13 protein-coding genes are annotated in these 18000 nt (G+C 42.1%); 11 read left to right on the top strand and 2 right to left on the bottom strand.

Going from position 1 to position 18000, the window contains the following annotated elements:
• Nucleotides 1–34: 34 nt before the first annotated feature.
• Complete coding sequence (locus tag B0O44_RS16895) at nt 35–904, bottom strand: helix-turn-helix domain-containing protein (protein ID WP_110833121.1); 870 nt, start codon at nt 902–904, stop codon at nt 35–37.
• A 115-nt stretch (nt 905–1019) separates the two neighbouring features.
• On the opposite strand from B0O44_RS16895, the gene B0O44_RS16890 reads away from it, so the two are divergent.
• The 3 genes from B0O44_RS16890 (at nt 1020) to B0O44_RS16875 (ending at nt 3932) form a co-directional block, all read left to right on the top strand.
• Entirely contained in the window at nt 1020–1550 is a 531-nt protein-coding gene (locus B0O44_RS16890) for a hypothetical protein (RefSeq protein WP_146229863.1), read from the top strand.
• 339 nt (nt 1551–1889) lie between these two features.
• On the top strand, nt 1890–2855 hold the full coding sequence (locus tag B0O44_RS16880) for a GlxA family transcriptional regulator (RefSeq protein WP_110833114.1): 966 nt from the start codon (nt 1890–1892) through the stop codon (nt 2853–2855).
• Nucleotides 2856–2885: 30 nt separating this feature from the next.
• Complete coding sequence (locus tag B0O44_RS16875; RefSeq protein WP_110833112.1) at nt 2886–3932, top strand: hypothetical protein; 1047 nt, start codon at nt 2886–2888, stop codon at nt 3930–3932.
• 53 nt (nt 3933–3985) lie between these two features.
• On the opposite strand, the gene B0O44_RS16870 is transcribed toward B0O44_RS16875, so the two are convergent.
• On the bottom strand, nt 3986–4672 hold the full coding sequence (locus tag B0O44_RS16870) for a porin family protein (RefSeq protein WP_110833110.1): 687 nt from the start codon (nt 4670–4672) through the stop codon (nt 3986–3988).
• Nucleotides 4673–4904: 232 nt separating this feature from the next.
• Here B0O44_RS16870 and B0O44_RS16865 point away from each other — a divergent pair, with 232 nt between their 5' ends.
• From B0O44_RS16865 to B0O44_RS16830, 8 genes are all read left to right on the top strand, one after another.
• Nucleotides 4905–6080, top strand: coding sequence for an MFS transporter (locus B0O44_RS16865; protein ID WP_110833108.1), 1176 nt, complete (start codon nt 4905–4907; stop codon nt 6078–6080).
• A 32-nt stretch (nt 6081–6112) separates the two neighbouring features.
• The gene (bla, locus tag B0O44_RS16860) at nt 6113–7012 is read left to right on the top strand and encodes a class A beta-lactamase, subclass A2 (protein WP_110833106.1); all 900 of its coding nucleotides are present in this window, start codon (nt 6113–6115) and stop codon (nt 7010–7012) included.
• Nucleotides 7013–7025: 13 nt separating this feature from the next.
• Nucleotides 7026–8933, top strand: coding sequence for a 7TM diverse intracellular signaling domain-containing protein (locus B0O44_RS16855; RefSeq protein ID WP_110833104.1), 1908 nt, complete (start codon nt 7026–7028; stop codon nt 8931–8933).
• A gap of 304 nt (nt 8934–9237) precedes the next feature.
• The gene (locus B0O44_RS16850) at nt 9238–12144 is read left to right on the top strand and encodes a SusC/RagA family TonB-linked outer membrane protein (protein ID WP_110833102.1); all 2907 of its coding nucleotides are present in this window, start codon (nt 9238–9240) and stop codon (nt 12142–12144) included.
• 11 nt (nt 12145–12155) lie between these two features.
• On the top strand, nt 12156–13571 hold the full coding sequence (locus tag B0O44_RS16845; RefSeq protein ID WP_110833100.1) for a RagB/SusD family nutrient uptake outer membrane protein: 1416 nt from the start codon (nt 12156–12158) through the stop codon (nt 13569–13571).
• A 55-nt stretch (nt 13572–13626) separates the two neighbouring features.
• Nucleotides 13627–15927, top strand: a complete 2301-nt coding sequence (locus B0O44_RS16840; RefSeq protein WP_110833098.1) for a glycoside hydrolase family 3 N-terminal domain-containing protein — start codon at nt 13627–13629, stop codon at nt 15925–15927.
• Between the two features lie 43 nt (nt 15928–15970).
• Entirely contained in the window at nt 15971–17380 is a 1410-nt protein-coding gene (locus tag B0O44_RS16835; RefSeq protein ID WP_110833096.1) for a glycoside hydrolase family 30 protein, read from the top strand.
• Between the two features lie 147 nt (nt 17381–17527).
• Complete coding sequence (locus tag B0O44_RS16830) at nt 17528–17998, top strand: hypothetical protein (protein WP_110833093.1); 471 nt, start codon at nt 17528–17530, stop codon at nt 17996–17998.
• Nucleotides 17999–18000 lie beyond the last annotated feature (2 nt).

The following is an 18000-nucleotide window of genomic DNA, read 5'->3' as shown; positions in this document are numbered from 1 at the left end:
GATAAAGTGCGGTAAATACAGGGAAAATATTGGACTATACGTGGTAAGAAAGTCTGAATTTTAAAGGGGAGCTCCCCGTTGCTTTTGAAAACAACCTGGAAAAATAAGCATGATCTTCGTATCCAATGGAAAAGGCAATTTGCTTCACTGTCAAATTGGTATATAAAAGAAGCCTTTTTGCTTCCAGGATAACCTCCTGCTGAATCCAATACCCGACGGTAAAACCTGTAACGGATTTTACAGCTTCATTGAGGTAAGACAAAGAAAGACAAAGCTCAGAAGCATAGGCACCCGGACTCTTCAACTCTTTAAAGCGGAGCCGCAAGCATTTTTTAAATTGTCTGGTAATAATTTTTGGCCGTGTCTCTACAGGACCAGAACCATGTTCATTGCATAAATAAGCTTCTGCGATCAGGCCAATATAAGCAGAGGCAAGGTTGTGAATCACAGTAGGGCCAATATAAGATTGTTCCGGCTGCTCAAACAGACTGTACAACGCTTCAATACACTGAAGCATACGACCCCACCTGCCCTCATCTGGTAGTAATGGCCTTTGCTGAAGAACAACTTCTTCAAAAATAATCCTGTATTTTTCTTCAATGATCAGGGTATCAATGGCCAAAACCCAACCATCTGTTTCCTGAAAACGGTGGATCTGGTGAACCTGAGCCGGGAGCATATAAAAAACACCATAGCCATTCAGCTCAACTTCCCTGAATTCGAGGCTCATTTTACTGCTCCCTGATTTTTGTAAGATGAAAATATAATGGTCATCCCGGTGTACATCCAATGGTGCCTGCTGTATCTGGGTTTCAGAAATCTTCTTGATGACCATGCCCCTCCCCGTCCGTTCCTGGAGCTTATGGATCCGAATATTTTTTTTGCCCTTTCTGTTACCTTCCATTTATTTAAACCTTAACAGGCTTTCCTTTAGCATTGAAAATCTTTACATTCTGATTATCGGGCTGCAAATAAAAGCCTTTAAATTTACACTATACCTCAAAATTAGACGAATTAAGTTGCTGGTAAAAATAAATACCGATCGTTTGAATGTAAGGCTAACCATTGGAGCCCAAACTTCAGCGTTGGGCAAAAGCCTGATGATCTTCTTTTGCCTGATTGGTACTGCTATGATTTTCATTGCCCTTATTGACTGGCTTCTGGGACTCTTGGTCATGGCGATGCTTTGGACTTTGTTTTTTGGCTGGCTCACTTTATGGAACTTTTATGGAAAAGAGTTGCTGGTCATTAATACAACCTCCATCAGTTTTTCCTATCGCTATGGTTTTTATCAAACCAAAATCCAAAGCAAACCAATCAGAAAAGCGCTGAACGTTTCCCTTGTGCAAGCCGGAATTCATAAAGGGCAGGAACATTTTAATTTGATTTTTGAGACCTATAATGAACAGGACCTCCCTGAAGAAATCTACCGCACCTTATTTTACATTTCTAAAAACGACCTTGAGGTACTTAAAAAGGCCATCAGACAATTGTATTTTGAGAAAATAGACCCTGCCCTGTTTGTCAAACAACCCTATATGCTCAATTAAATTCAATACTTTTCTATAAAAGGCAAAAACCATTTGCGTCATAGAAATCTTATATTAGCTTAAAATTATCCGGCCGGAATGAAACCTTCAAAGGTTCCATCTGACAAATAAAAAACAATAAATACCTACAGATGAAACCGACAGGATTGAAATAAACATTAAATTCCGAAGGATATTGTTTATGACAATCATCAAAGGTTCCATCTGACAAATAAAAAACAATAAATACCTACAGATAAAACCGACAGGATTGAAATAAACATTAAATTCCGAAGGATATTGTTTATGACAATCATCAAAGGTTCCATCTGACAAATAAAAAGCAATAAATACCTACAGATGAAAGAGATATCGTTTATTATTTATGATGGGGTGATCTCATCCAATGTTTCAGGCGTACTGGACATGCTAACGGCAACAAACGGTTTTTTACTGGGCAGCGGAAAAGAAGCCGCTTTTAACATCAGTCTAGTGAGCGAACAAATTTCGGCACCTGTATATGGCCCTTCTCCTTTTATCAGCTATAAAACCTTCAGTGAAGTTAAAAAAACAGATCTGATCATTGCACCGGCCTTTTACGGAGATCCGGAAACGGCTATAAACAACAATAAAGCCATCGTAGAATGGATACGCAAAATGCGTGAAAAAGGTACTGAAATTGCCAGTCTTTGTTTGGGCAGCTATTTTCTTGCCGAAGCAGGTGTTCTTTCCGGAAAACAGTGTACTTCGCACTGGATGGCCATTGAGGATATGAAAAAAAGATATCCTCAGGCTGATATTCTTCCAGATATGGTCATGACCGATCAGGAAGGGATATATACCAGTGGCGGGGCATTCCTTTCCTTGAATTTAGTCCTGTATCTCATCGAAAAATTTTGCGGAAAAGAGGTCAGCATCTGGACCAGCAAAATGTTTTCTATTGACATCAATAAGGTTAAACAATCGCATTTTGCTGTATTTCAAGGGCAACGCCGCCATGATGACGAGGAAATTCTTAAAGCTCAGGACTTTATAGAAAAAAATTATCATTTGCAGATTTCCACAGAGCAGGTGGCCGATATGAGTAACATGAGCAAACGCAATTTTATCAGACGATTTAAAAATGCCACCCAAAATACCCCTTTGGAATACCTGCAACGGGTAAAAATAGAATCTGCAAAAAAAGCACTTGAAATTAGCGGGGACAACATCAATTCTCTGATGTACGAGGCTGGTTATAATGATGTAAAAACCTTCCGCAGTATTTTTAAAAGGATTACTGGTCTTACCCCTCAGGACTACAGAAAAAAATATTCCAGAAATTAAACGGCAAACATTTTTACCTTAGCGCAATCCATGAAGAAAGAAAAACAAAGGCTGCTTCTCCTGTTTTATATCGTTTTATTAGGTGCACTACAATCTGTTTATGCACAAAAGAGTTTTAAAACAATCCCATTGCCAACTGCAATAAAAGGTGTTAATGAGGAATTCTCTGGAATGGCTTTATCTGCACAGCGGCTTTATTTGTTGCCGCAATATGGTAGTCACAAAGAAACTAAATTAGACAGTGCCTTTAACATTTACAGTATCCACACCGATAGCATTGGAAGGGTTATAGACGCAAAGGATACTGCCTTAACCCGTTTCAGCACGATAAAGGTTAAAAACCTGGAGAAACTCCCGGATTCCGTGAAAGCTTATTACGAAGGCTTCGAAGCGATGGTTATTGTTAACAACCAGGTCTTTTTATCGATTGAAACTGATGATAAATACGACTATTGTTTTATCCTTAAAGGGACCCTTGACCTCCAAAAAAATGAAATCCGTATAGACCCGGCACATTTCTGTAGTCTGAAAAGATATCCCTTTATTAAAAATGCAGGCTTTGAAAGCCTAGCCTACCTGTCCGGTGAAAACAAACTGATTGCCATGTATGAGTTCAATGCCCTTCCCGAGGGAGGAAAAGGTTTTTTAATCGACACAGCTTTTAAAGAAACACCAAAAAAAATAGCCATTCCGTTTCTGCCCTTTAGAATTACAGACATACAGATTAATGCTAAAGGCAAAATTTACGGGATTAATTATTATTGGAACGGCGACTATGAAGCCTACTTAGACAACAACATACTCAGACATCAGGAAGAACATTTAAAATACCTTATTCCCGACCTTAAAGCACCTTTAAATCAAAATCCAGACTATTTGAAAGAAAAAACCGCAGGTTATGCCCGCATTGTCAGCCTGGAAAACCTTAAAGACAATCAATGGAAACAAGTCGTTTCTTTTGATCCCTGGAAAAACAACTGGGAAGGCTTAAGCCTGTTTAGAAATGGTGCGCTAATTATTTCGGATGCCAACAGGAGTAAAAAACAGGTGACCACACTCGCTTATATAGAATTTTAATAAAAAAAGGCCCGACGAATCCGTCGGGCCTTTTTTGTTAAATTGTTAAATACTTAGAAAGCAAATCCCAAACCAACAGTAAACACTCTGTTTTTTGCTTTACCATCTTGACCTGAATTTACAACATTACTCAAACCAAGGCCGTAACCAGCATTAAAGCTCAATCCACTTTTTAATTGGTAACCTGCAAGTACATTCACACCAAAATCACCCCTTTTAAGATGAGCATCTGAACCACTTCCAAATTTAATCTTCTCATCTTCAGTTACAGTACTTGTGTTTCCTCCTGAGGTTGTAGTTTGTTTCCCTTTTATTTTACCAGCTATACCAAAAGCATAATAAGGACCAGCGCCAACAAAGAACTTACCTTCACCCGCCTTGAAATTTGCAATAAGGTTTACTGGAATTTCCAGATACCCTGGGCTTAATGTTTCTTCCGCTGTTACAGAAGTTGTTTGTCCATTCATGGTAACAGAACCGGATACTTTTTGTTTAGTTCCCTTTCCAATATAAGACAGACCAGGTTGCACCGAGAAAAGTTCGCTTACCGGAAGGTCTACTGTTCCTCCGATATAAAATGAAGTACGCGTATCTCCGGACACATTCAAACCTGAACTGGAAAATGACACATTTGAAAATGCAACTCCGGCTTTAACGCCAAATTTTACCGGATTGTTTTGTGCAGACGCACTGAAGCCCAAGCCTGCTAGGACTGCTAATGATAGTACTAATTTTTTCACTCTTTAGGTTTTAATAGTTTATTATTTTCTATAAGACGCACAACTAAATCAATAGTTACACTTTTGCAAAAAAAACTTAACAAGAAGTGTCAAAAAAAACTTATCTAAAAGAAAATCAGCAACTTAATTTTTAGCATAAAAATTAAAAATATTTCAATTTGACTTAAGCAGGACCAGATTAAACAGAAAGCCTTCTTATTTTTGCATAGTGTATTAAATACACCAATTGTATATGAAGAAAAGTTTGTTTAGCCTCACTATGGGAGGCCTGGGTATTGGGATTACGGAGTTTGTGATGATGGGCCTACTGCCAGATATTGCAAAAGACCTTTCTATTAGCATCCCCCAGGCGGGACACCTCATTTCTGCTTACGCTTTAGGGGTGGTAATTGGTGCCCCTTTGCTGATTGTTGTTGCCGGAAGTTACCCGCCCAAAAAGATACTGATGGCCCTGATGGTTTTGTTTACCGTTTTTAATGCGCTATCGGCATTTGCACCAGGTTACCACACACTGTTTATTGCCCGGTTACTGGCTGGCCTGCCACATGGTGCTTTCTTTGGGGTAGGCTCAGTAGTGGCAAGTAAAATTGCCGAAAAAGGTAAAGAAGCCCAGGCCGTATCCCTGATGTTTGCAGGTCTTACCATTGCCAATATTGCGGGGGTCCCTTTGGGCACTTATATCGGGCATCATTTTTTATGGCGTTATACCTTTGTTATTGTTGTGATCGTTGGGCTGATTACTCTTCTAAGCCTGAAACTCTGGCTACCTGCACTTCCAGCGGCCAAAAACCGCAGCTTAAAACAAGAGCTCGATTTCTTCAGACGTCCCGAAGCCTGGCTGATCATTTTAATGATTGCCATTGGAACAGGCGGGCTCTTTTCCTGGTATAGCTATATTGCCCCGCTACTGACAGAAGTTTCTGCCTTTTCTGCAAATTCGATCACTTACATTCTGGTGCTTGCCGGACTGGGCATGTTTGTTGGTAACCTTGCCGGCGGAAAACTGGCCGACCGCTTCTCTCCTTCCAAAGCCTGTATCCTTTTACTACTCACCATGGCCCTTACACTGGTTATCGTTCATTTTATATCTACCAATCAACTGTTATCCCTGATGATGACCTTTATTACCGGAGCAGTAGCTTTTGCCCTTGCTGCACCCATACAAATGCTGATGATTAATACCGCAAAAGGTTCTGAAATGCTGGCGGCTTCGGTTAGTCAGGCCAGTTTTAATATTGGCAATGCATTAGGGGCTTTTCTTGGAGGCCTCCCTTTGGCAGCCGGTTATGACTATACTTCACCGGTAATGGTAGGCACTCTTATGGCCCTTACCGGTGCAGGATTTGCAGCGCTTCTGATCCTGAGAAATAAAAGATCAGCCCAAACACTCAAAAGCCTCGCAAATTAACCTTTATTTTGTATAAGCTAAACACAAACATTATGCACTTCAAAAGTCCGGTTATATTTCTGATCACCTTATTGCTCTCTTTGTCTTCATTTGCTCAAAAAGACATTCTTCATAAAAAATTAAATGCGATTGCTGCTGCCCATCAGGCGCACATTGGGTTCTCTCTGCTGGATTTGCAAAGTGGTGATACGGTGAGTCTCAATGGGCAAAAACATTTTCCCATGCAAAGTGTGTACAAGTTTCATCTCGCACTTGCTGTTTTAAACAAAGTCGATCAGGGAAAACTAAAACTAGAGCAAAAGATTCACCTTCGCAAACAAGATCTTTTACCCAATACCTGGAGCCCCCTGAGAGATAAATATCCCAGTGGAGAAGTTGACATTCCCTTATCTGAACTGTTGAGCTTTACAGTTTCACAAAGCGACAACAATGGTTGTGATATTTTATTCAGGCTTATTGGTGGTCCAATAGCTGTTCAGCGGTATATTCATGGGCTGGGCATCAAAGATGTGGCTATAGTGGCAACAGAAGAACAAATGCACCAGAATGATCAGGTCCAGTTTCGCAATTGGTCCACGCCAGTTTCAGCAGCCAGATTATTGAAATTATTTTACAGTAAAAACATCCTGTCTGCTTCCTCTAAGGATTTTTTATGGAAAATTATGACAGAGACCACCACCGGGCCAAATAAAATTAAGGGCATGCTGCCTAAAGGAACACCGGTTGCCCATAAAACAGGAAGTTCAGGCTCAAACGCCGCAGGGCTTACCGCAGCAACAAATGACATCGGAATTGTCACTTTGCCCAATGGTGGGCGCTTTGCTTTGGTCGTCTTTGTATCCATGACCAAAGAAAATGAACAAGGCAGTGATAAAATTATTGCGGAATTAAGCAAAGCCGGCTGGGATTACATGTTATCAGGAAAACCTTAACTTTGTCTGCTGAATGGTGGATATAGCATTGAAGTTCAAACATTTCGGTCTTTTTTTTGTTTTCATTGGCCTTTTCGTTTCAACAAACACACTGGCACAAGTACCGGTAGAAATAAAGGATGACCTTAAACAACAGATCTTTTCTTTCAAGCAAATTGAATTGTTAAAAGATCCGCAGGGGAACCTTACATTTAACCAGATCAGCAGCAAGGCTTTCGATACCAAATTTATTCCCAGCAAATCCAGTACACCTCAAACCAGGGAACTGAACACCACCTACTGGTTCAGGATCCGGATCAAACATAACGAGCGTGCTAAAAAACATTTTATTCTGGAGTTTTTTGACCAGACTATTGACCATATAACCGCTTATTTACCGCAGACAAACGGAACTTACAAGATCAAGGAACTTGGTGACAACTATAAATTCCAGCAAAGGGAGCTGAATCACAAAAATTTCGAGCTCCATATTGACAACGACAATAGCCTTACCCAAACCTACTATTTCAAAATCAAATCCTCGCAAATCTCTGATGCCATCATTGTATTGCGTAGTGTAGACTGGTTTATTTCCTATGCCCTGGATGAATATTTTTTCTTTGGCATTTTTTATGGGATGATCCTGGTCTTTAGTTTTTATAACCTGATCATGTTTATTGCCATCAGGCAAAAACAATACCTGTATTATGTACTCTACAACCTTAGCGTTGGTCTGTTTGAGATGAGTTCAGATGGTATTGCTTATCAATACCTATGGCCCTCAGCTCCAGGCTGGAATCAAATTGCCTATGCTTTTGCCCTTTGCACAACCAGTATTTTTGCATTGCTTTTTACCCGGGAACTCCTTTTTGTAAGGGCCAAAGCCCCCAAACTCAACAGGCTCATCAACTGGATTATTGCTTTAAGGATTATATTTTTCTTTTACAGCCTTTGTTTTAACCAAAACCTGTTTAGTTATAAGTTTATAGAGTTTATTCCACTTTCGGTTGCTTTTTTTACCGGTATTTATATTTACAAAAAGGGTTATTTACCTGCCCGCTTTTTTGTGGTGGGTTACAGCTTTCTTTTCCTGGGTTTTACCCTCAAGCTACTCATTATGCTCGGGTTTGCCTGGCTTAATTTTGGGGTAATTAGTTATTACAGCCTGAGTTTCTGTTTTATTCTGGAAATGGTTTTTTTATCCTTTGCCATAGGTGACAAGGTGAGCATCCTGAAAAGAAAAAAAGACAAGGCCCAAAGACAAATGATCCGTCAAATGGCTGTAAATGCCAAACTAAAGGATGATCTTAACCAGGAGCTGGAACGCAAGGTAGAACAGCGGACCAAAGAAGTATTCCATAAATCACTGATCATCGAAGCTAAAAATCATGAACTGCTCCAGGCCAATGACTTATTGAAACAACAAGCCGAAGAAATTACCCGGATGAACGTTCTACTCGAACAGGACAATCAGGAATTACAAACCAATGTGGAAAAAGTGACCCGCGACCGGGTCATGTCTGCCGATGTGGATTTTGAAGAATTCAGTAAAATTTATCCGGACCGGGAAAGCTGTAACCTTTTCCTCGCCGAGCTGAAATGGAAAAATGGTTACACCTGTAAAAAATGTAAAAATACACATTATTATCCTGGCCATATCCCCTATAGTCGCCGTTGCAGCAAATGTGGCTATGAAGAATCCGTAACCACCTATACCATATTCCACAATACCAGAATTCCAATCAATAAGGCGTTTTATATGGTGTTCCTGATTTTCTCCTCAAAAGGCAAAATCTCCTCTCATAAATTGTCAGAACTTTTAGGCATTCGTCAAAGTACCTGCTGGACCTATGGTTCCAGGATAAAAACGGTCATGGAGGAAAGAAAATCCAAATTAAAAAAGGCAAATAAAAATGGCTGGAGCGAGCTGGTCCTAGACTAAAAATGTAGAAAAACGTCTCATTTTTTGTCTTCCGCTTCAAATTGCACAGAATTATTACGTAAAAAAAAAGACGGTATCAAAGCGTATCGAAGCCATAAAAGGGACCCCTTCTGTACCTGGCCTTAAGTACTGTTTATCAGCATAAAAGCCCCGTAGGCCACAAGGGTATCAAAGCGTATCAAAACACACACAACAATCTATATATCAGTTAATTACAAATAATATTTTAATGAATTTACTTGGAATTAACCTAAAAGTCATCCTAACTTTATGCATCAATTTAATTTAAACAAAGCAAAAAATTATGAGAAAAAAGTTTACTCTTTTTATTGTTTTCCTGCTCTATGGGTTTTCAATTGCCATGGCTCAGGACATCACTGTAAAAGGTGCAGTAAAGGACCAGCAGGGCCTTCCTTTACCCGGGGTATCGGTTAAAGTGAAAGGTTCCAGTCAGGGTGCGATGACTTCCACCGACGGAACTTATGTGCTGAAGGCCCCGGCATCGGCAACTTTAAGCTTTTCATTTATTGGTTATAAAACCACAGAACAAGCCATTTCAGGAAGGACAACCGTAAATGTGAGCCTTTCTGAGGACAACAATCAATTAAACGAGGTTATCGTAGTGGGTTATGGTACCCAAACTAAAAAAGACCTGACCACCGCTGTGGTGTCTATATCTTCCAAAGATTTACAAAACCAACCGGTCACCAATCCATTACAGGCCATACAGGGTAAAGCTGCTGGTGTCCAAATTACCTCCCAGTCCGGTAAACCAGGGGCAGGTGTATCGGTAAGCATCAGGGGAAACACCTCTATTACCGCATCCAATAGCCCACTGTATGTGATCGATGGAGTTACTTCCAGAAACGCAGATTTTCTGAACCCTAATGATATTGAAAGCCTGACCATTCTCAAAGATGCCTCAGCGGCAGCCATCTATGGATCAAGCGGCGCAAACGGTGTGGTACTCATTACCACTAAAAAGGGGACTGCAGGCAAACTTCAGGTCGGTTTTAATGCCTTTACCGGTTTTTCCAATTTATGGAAAAAAGAAAATGTGCTCAACAATGTGCAATATGCTGCCTTAATGAAAGAACTTGGTTATACCACCATTGGTAATGCCAATACAGACTGGCAGGACCTTGCTTTTGGAACAGGTCACCAAAACAGTTATCAGGTTTCCCTGGCTGGCGGGGTAACCGGAGGACAGTATTATTTTTCTACAGGCTACCAACAAGACAAAGGAACGGTTGCGCCAGCTAAAATGGACAAATATACCCTTAACTTTAACGGTTCCCAGAACCTCACCAAGTGGTTAAAATTAACCGGAAGTGCTGCTTTAACAGCAAGAAATTCCATTGATGTGAACGACAACAATGGTGTTGCCAATGGAGGTGTCATTCTGGCCGCATTAACAACCCCTCCAACAATTGGTGTTTATGCACCCAACGGACAATACCAGGGCAATCCGAACAAAGGTGGCTGGGAAAATCCAATTGCCAATGCCTATGGTTCCAAAAATGCCACTCGTAATTTTAGATTTTTGGGATCTTTCGGTGCCCAGGTCAATTTTACAAAAGATTTCTGGTTCAAGTCCAGCATCAGCAGCAACATCAATAAAAATTTCTACGATTACTTTCTGGATCCTTTCATGACGGATTACGGAAGGGTTCAACAGGGAATTTATAGAAACAACAAAACCAACGACCAGGTTTGGTTAAATGAGAACATTTTAAACTACAGCAAAAATGTAGGAAAAAATGCTTTCACAGCCACCGCAGGTATGACCCTTCAGTCTTCTGATTATAAGTATTATGATTACGAAGAAACCAAGTTTTTGGACGCCAACGGAAAACTTTTACCAAAAGCGACTTCCATTACCCCCAAACTGCCTACTTTTTCACAATGGTCCAAACGTTCGTACCTGGCCAGGGTAACTTACGCCTATGATGGAAAATACCTGTTCAGCTCGAACTTCCGTGCGGACGGTTCCTCCAGGTTCCCTAAGGAAAACAGATATGGTTATTTCCCTTCTGTTTCTGCAGGATGGAGAATTTCCGGAGAGAATTTCCTGAAAGACAGCAAAACCATCAATGATTTAAAAATCAGGGGAAGCTGGGGTAAAGTTGGTAATGACGAAGGTATCGGTGATTATGCCTACCTGGAGCTTTATCAGCCAACTCCACAGGGTTCCTATAATTTCAAACAATTGAAAAACCCAGACCTGAGGTGGGAAGAGACCACCCAAACCAATATTGGTTTGGATTTAAGTTTATTTGATTCCAGGATTACATTTACCGCAGATGCTTATCTGAAAAAAACCAACAACCTGCTGATCAATGTGCCCCTGCCTCAAAGTATTGGCTTTGATTCGCAAGCCAGAAACGTAGGTTCTATGGAAAATAAAGGTTTGGAATTTGTATTATCGACCAAAAACTTCGTAAAAGATAAATTCACCTGGACAACTGACATCAACCTGTCCATCAACAGAAACAAAGTGACCAGTCTTGGAAACTCTGTGACTTCGATCAATTTTGGAGGCGTTTATCAACGAGACGACGCCATCAGGGTTGAAGTAGGCCGGCCACTGGGTAGTTTTTATGGCTATGTATTTACAGGCGTAAACCCTCAGACAGGAGCTGCGACTTATGCAGACCTGAACAATAACGGAAGTCTGGACGCCGGAGACCGTACCTTTATCGGTAATGCACAACCTAAATTCACTTATGGGGTGAACAACAACCTGACTTATGGCCCATTTGGTTTGTCCCTGTTTTTCCAGGGCGTGCAGGGCAATGACATTTTCAATGCCTCCCGTATTGATCTGGAGAGCTTAAACGACTCCAAAAATCAATCCAGCGCTGTATTGAACAGATGGACAACTCCAGGACAGATTACCGATATCCCTAAAGCAGAAAAAGACAATACGATTAATTCTTATACTTCCAGCAGATTTGTGGAAAATGGTTCTTACCTGCGCCTGAAAACAGCTACCCTCTCTTATAATTTTGGAGCAGCAACACTAGGCAAATGGAAAATGAGCAAATTAAGCGTTTTTGCCACAAGCTATAACCTGCTGACCTTTACCAAATACAAAGGTTTTGACCCTGAGGTACAGCGTTATGAAGGGAACGGCCCCTCTATGGGTGTGGATTATGGAACTTATCCACAAGCCAGGACCTTCCTGTTTGGTGTTAATGTTGGATTTTAATCTTAGAAACAATGAAATTTAAAATATATTCAATAATAGCGGCTGGTACACTGGGTTTAACACTGGCCAGCTGCAAGAAAGATTTTCTGGACAAAAGCCCAATCAGTCAGGTTACTCCTGATGTGGCCTTTGCCGACGCAGCAGCAGCTGAAAAACTGATTCAGGGTGCTTACGATGGGATGTACAACGATTTTCACATCATGGATTTTATGACCAATGGAGATGTCATATCCGATAACTGTTATGCAGGTGGGGATAACCCAAACAACGCCCAGCTGGACAAGTTTACCGTCACTCCAACCAATTCAAATGTAAGCCGGGACTGGGCTGCTCTGTACAAAGACATTAAAAACTGTAATCTGATTACAGATAATGTGCCCAACATTAAGGACGACAAACTGGACCTCAACAACAGAAGGACGCAAATCATTGCTGAAGCCCGTATTTTGAGAGCTTATATGTATTTCCATCTGGTGAGGCTTTGGGGCTCCGTTCCCCTGGTACTAAAAACCCCAAGTACGGCTGAAGAATTTCAGCCAGCCAAAGCAAGTGTAGATGCGATTTATGCACAGATTATAGCAGATTTGGAATATGGAGCGGCCAATGCCAGGGTTTCAGGACCAAACAAAGGTATTGTGACCAAGGGAATTGCCAATGCACTGCTGGCTAAAGTTTACGCCACCAAATCCAATCCCGACTGGTCTAAAGTACAGCAATACGCCGATGCAACCATTAATGGTGGTTACAGCCTGCTGGGCAATTACGACTTTTTATGGGATTCCAACCATAAAAACAATACGGAGGCTATTTGGGAAATGCAGTATGACGGCTGGGGCGGTCCACTAGGACATGGCAACTGGATGCCAAGTCAGCTTTTTGGTGCCGGCTGGAAAAAATTCAATACCCCGACCAACGACCTGGTGGCCCTTTTCAACAGTGAAGGTGATGCCGTACGTAAGGCCTCGAGTATTTTTACCGATGGCATTGGCTGGGACGATGATTACTGGAAAGACAATGCGACCTATCCGCACATCCATAAATACAGGGCAGATGACAAAACCGACACTTACCTGATCCGTTTGGCGGACATCATCCTGTTGAAAGCAGAAGCCCTGAATGAGCAGAGCAGCGGTGGATGGGCACAGGCAAAAACACTGGTCGATCAAATCCGAAACCGGGTCAACCTATCTGGGACACCAGCCGCCGACCAGGCTTCCATGCGCCTGGCGATTGAAAAAGAACGACGCCTTGAACTTGCCTTTGAAGGTCATCGCTGGTATGACCTGCTCAGGACAAACCGCGCCATTACAGTTATGAATGCACAAAAAGACGGCAATGGGGCTTCTTTAAATTACAATGTTACCCCCGCCAAATTACTGTTCCCGATCCCTCAGAGCGAACTGGACAGAAATCCCAATGTAAGATAATTTTTTTCCCTACAATAAGGGCTGCCATGCAGCCCTTATTGTATAAACACACACTATGAACCTAAAAAAAAGAACAATTCCGATCCTCTTCCTTTGCAGCGCCTTGTCCGCTGGGGCCCAAAACAAAACAGCGGCCAAAGTCGAAGCGCTGCTCAAAAAAATGACCCTTGAAGAAAAAGTTGGTCAGATGGCCCAGATCACGCTGGATGTGATTGGTAAAGGCAAAGACCGCTTTACCAGTTATGAACCCTTCGACCTGGATCCAAAAGAGCTGGAAAAAGCCCTTGTTCAATATAAAATCGGCTCTGTACTCAATACCTCCAACAACAGGGCAAGAACAACAGCGGTCTGGTATGACATCATCAGCAAGATTCAGAAAACAGCCATGACAAAAAACAAAAATGCCATTCCGGTACTTTATGGCATTGATGGCATCCATGGAGAAACCTATACGGCAGGAGCCACCATGTTCCCGCAGCAAATCGGCCAGGCTGCCACCTTTAACAGGACACTAATCCATAGAGGAGCAGAAATTTCTGCCTATGAGACCCGCGCAAGCTCTATTCCATGGACTTTTTCGCCACAGCTGGACCTTGGTCCTGACCCGCGCTTTCCGCGTCAGCAGGAAACTTTTGGAGAAGACCCTTACCTGGCCGCAGAACTTGGGAAAGCGATGGTTAAAGGTTATGAAGGTGAAAACAATGAGGTGTCCAATCCTTTCCGGGTAGCCACCTCTGTAAAACACTTTTTAGGCTACCAGTCCTCGGTCTCGGGTAAAGACAGGACCCCTGCAGTGATCTCTGATCAGGCCTTAAGGGAATATCACCTGCCTCCTTTTAAAGCCGCAATAGATGCAGGAGCAAAAACCATAATGGTCAATTCGGGCCTGATCAATGGCGTTCCGGTACATGCCAATTACAACATACTTACAAAAATGCTCAAAGAAGAGTTGGGATTTAAAGGATTGGTGGTGACAGACTGGGGAGATATCGAAAACCTGTATGCCAGGGACCACGTTGCCAAAAACAATAAAGATGCGGTCAGGATTGCTGTAAATGCAGGAATAGATATGTCTATGATCGCCTATAACTATGAACCCTTTTGTGATGACCTGATTGCACTTGTTAAGGAAGGAAAAGTAAAAGAAGAACGCATTAACGATGCGGTGAGGAGAATCCTGACTTTGAAATATGAATTGAACCTTTTTGAAAAACCGACCACCCATCCAAAAGACTATCCAAAATTCGGAAGTCCGGAGTTTGAAAAAGCAGCCTACAATACCGCAGCAGAATCTATTACTTTATTAAAAAACACCAACCAGATCCTACCCCTGGCCAAGTCATCCAAAATATTGGTCACGGGCCCCAATGCCAATTCCATGAGGACCTTAAACGGTGCCTGGACCTATTCCTGGCAGGGGGAAAAAGTAGAAGAGTTTGCCGGGAAATACAATACCATTTTAAAAGCACTTCAAAACAAGGCCGGCAAAGAAAACATCACTTATGTTCCGGGGGTAAGTTATAAAATGGATGGTAAGTACTATGAAGAATATGCCGATAAAATGGACCAGGCTGTACAGGCCGCCAAAGATGTCGATGTGATTGTACTGTGCCTGGGTGAAAACACCTATACAGAAACCCCAGGTAATTTAAATGATCTGTACCTCTCGGATCTGCAAACTGAACTGGCTCAAAAGCTTGCTGCAACAGGCAAAAAAATTATTCTCGTACTGAACGAGGGAAGACCACGTGTGATCAGCAAATTTGAAAAGAAAATGGCAGCGGTCCTGCAGACCTATCAACCGGGAAATTTTGGTGGAGATGCCCTTGCAGATATTTTGTTTGGCGAGGTCAACCCTTCAGGAAGACTGCCCTACACCTATCCCCAGTTCCCCAATGCTTTGTTTACTTATTATCATAAACCATCTGAATCCAGATCAACTACTGAAGGGGTGTACAACTACGATGCAGATTACAATCCGCAATACGTTTTTGGACAAGGTTTAAGCTACACGACTTTCCGTTACAGCGCGCTTAAACTCAGCAGCACGACCCTGAAAAAAGGAGAATCCTTAACCGTATCGGTAGAAGTGACCAATACCGGAAAAGTAGCAGGAAAAGAAAGTGTATTGCTGTTCAGTTCGGAATTGGTTTCTGCGCCCATCAGCCCTGACGCCAAAAGATTAAGGGCCTTTGAAAAAATTGAACTCAAAGCAGGAGAAAGCAAAACCCTAACATTTACCATCAATGCGGCGCAATTAAGTACAGTAAATGAAGCGTTGGAAAGCACAACACAGCCTGGGGCGTTCAGCATTCAGATTGCAGATCAAAAAGCAAATTTCAATTACACTTTATAATCATCCGGTCCATCCGGCAAATGAATAACTATAAACAGCCTAAATGAAAGCAATATACAGTTTTTGCCTGCTTAGCGCAGTGTTTTTCAGTCCTTGTTCCGCACAGCAGCAGGCTGGAAAAATGACCAAAAAGACCGGGATATCTTCCTGGATAACCAAAGGAGATCAGTCTGCCCTGTTGAAGCAGGACCCAAAACTCGTTGTGCCTGGGTTTTTGAAAGACCAGCCGACCATTGAAGTTAACGAAAAGCAACGTTACCAAAGCATTGACGGTTTCGGTTTTACCCTCACCGGCGGAAGTGCAACACTGATTAACAGTTTGAACGAAAATGCAAAAGAAGCCTTATTAAAAGAGCTATTTGCGCCTAAAGGTCCAGGTATCGGTGTCAGTTACCTGCGCATCAGCATTGGTGCTTCCGACCTAAGTGCAGACACTTTTACCTATAACGATTTGCCAACAGGCGAAACCGACCTTAAGCAAGAAAAGTTTTCCATCAAAAAGGAAATGCAGGACCTGGTGCCCGTGCTGAAAAAAATTGTGGCCATTAACCCATCGATTAAAATTCTGGGTTCTCCCTGGTCTGCACCGGTCTGGATGAAAGACAACCAAAGTTTTAAGGGTGGAAGCCTGAAACCGGAATATTACCAGTCCTATGCCACTTATTTCGTTAAATACATCCAGGCCATGAAGGCACAGGGAATTGTCATTGACGCCATTACCATTCAAAATGAACCTTTACATCCTGGCAATGTTCCAAGTATGTACATGGAGGCTGCAGATCAGGCCAACTTTATCAAAATTGCCCTGGGCCCGGTTTTTAAAGAAAATGGCATCAAAACAAAAATCATTATTTATGATCACAATGCGGATAAACCCGAATACCCTTTAACCATTTTAAATGACCCACAGGCCAAGGCCTATGTAGATGGATCTGCCTTCCACCTTTACGGAGGAAAAATTGATGCTCTATCAAAGGTGCATCAGGCGCATCCGGACAAGCACATTTATTTCACTGAGCAATGGGTAGGTGGTCCCGGAAACTTTCCCGAAGACCTGAAATGGCATGTTTCTGCCCTGATTATTGGGGCAAGCAGAAATTGGAGCAGGAATGTACTGGAGTGGAATCTTGCCGCCGACCCGGCCTATGGGCCTCATACGGTTGGTGGCTGTGTAAGCTGCCTGGGTGCTTTGACCATAACTCAGAACATCAAAAGAAATGTGGCCTATTATGTCATCGGACATGCCTCAAAATTTGTCCGTCCCGGCGCAGTGAGAATAGGCTCCAATATCCCTTCCGGATTGGATAACGTGGCTTTTAAAACCACCGATGGAAAAAAGGTACTTATCGTTACCAACAACAACAGTCAGCCGCAGTCTTTTAACATTAAAGACGGCAAGCGGACTGTACATGCAAACCTGCCATCAGGCGCGGTTGCAACCTTTGTCTGGTAAGATAATTTTGTTTAATTGTCCGGAAAGTCCTGTCTGATCGGCAGGGCTTTTCTTTTTTATCTTCTTCCACACCATTTGAGCTTTCAATTGTTATATCCTTTGTGGACGGCATCCCGGCCATCTGAAACCTAAAAACAAAACACCCCAATGAAAACCTACATTTTACTATTTGTACTGCTGACAGGCTTTCTGACGGCTTGTCAAAACACTACACCCACCAGCAAAAAAGCCGACAGTGTCATCACCGCTGAAAACAAAACGGTTAGCAAACTTGAAAAAGAATGTTATTTATATGCCAGCGGCAAGGACACCATTGCCATGACGCTCCGTAAAAACGGGGACCAGCTCAGTGGCGACCTGTTGTACAGTCTTTTTGAGAAAGACCGGAATTATGGTACCATAACCGGTAAAATGAAAGGCGACAGCCTGTTTATTCATTATATTTTTGATGCTGAAGGCATGCATTCTGCCAGGGAACTGATCTTTTTAAAGAAGGGGAACCAGCTCCTGGAGGGCTTTGGGGATGTAGAAGAAAAAAACGGGGAAATGGTCTTTAAAGATCCCCGTAAAATTCAATTCAACAACAGTATCGTCCTTCAGAAAGGAAATTGTAAGTAAAG

This window comes from Pedobacter nutrimenti (assembly GCF_003208655.1).
Taxonomy (GTDB): Bacteria; Bacteroidota; Bacteroidia; order Sphingobacteriales; family Sphingobacteriaceae; genus Pedobacter; species Pedobacter nutrimenti.
This window is presented reverse-complemented; position numbering and strand designations above follow the sequence as displayed.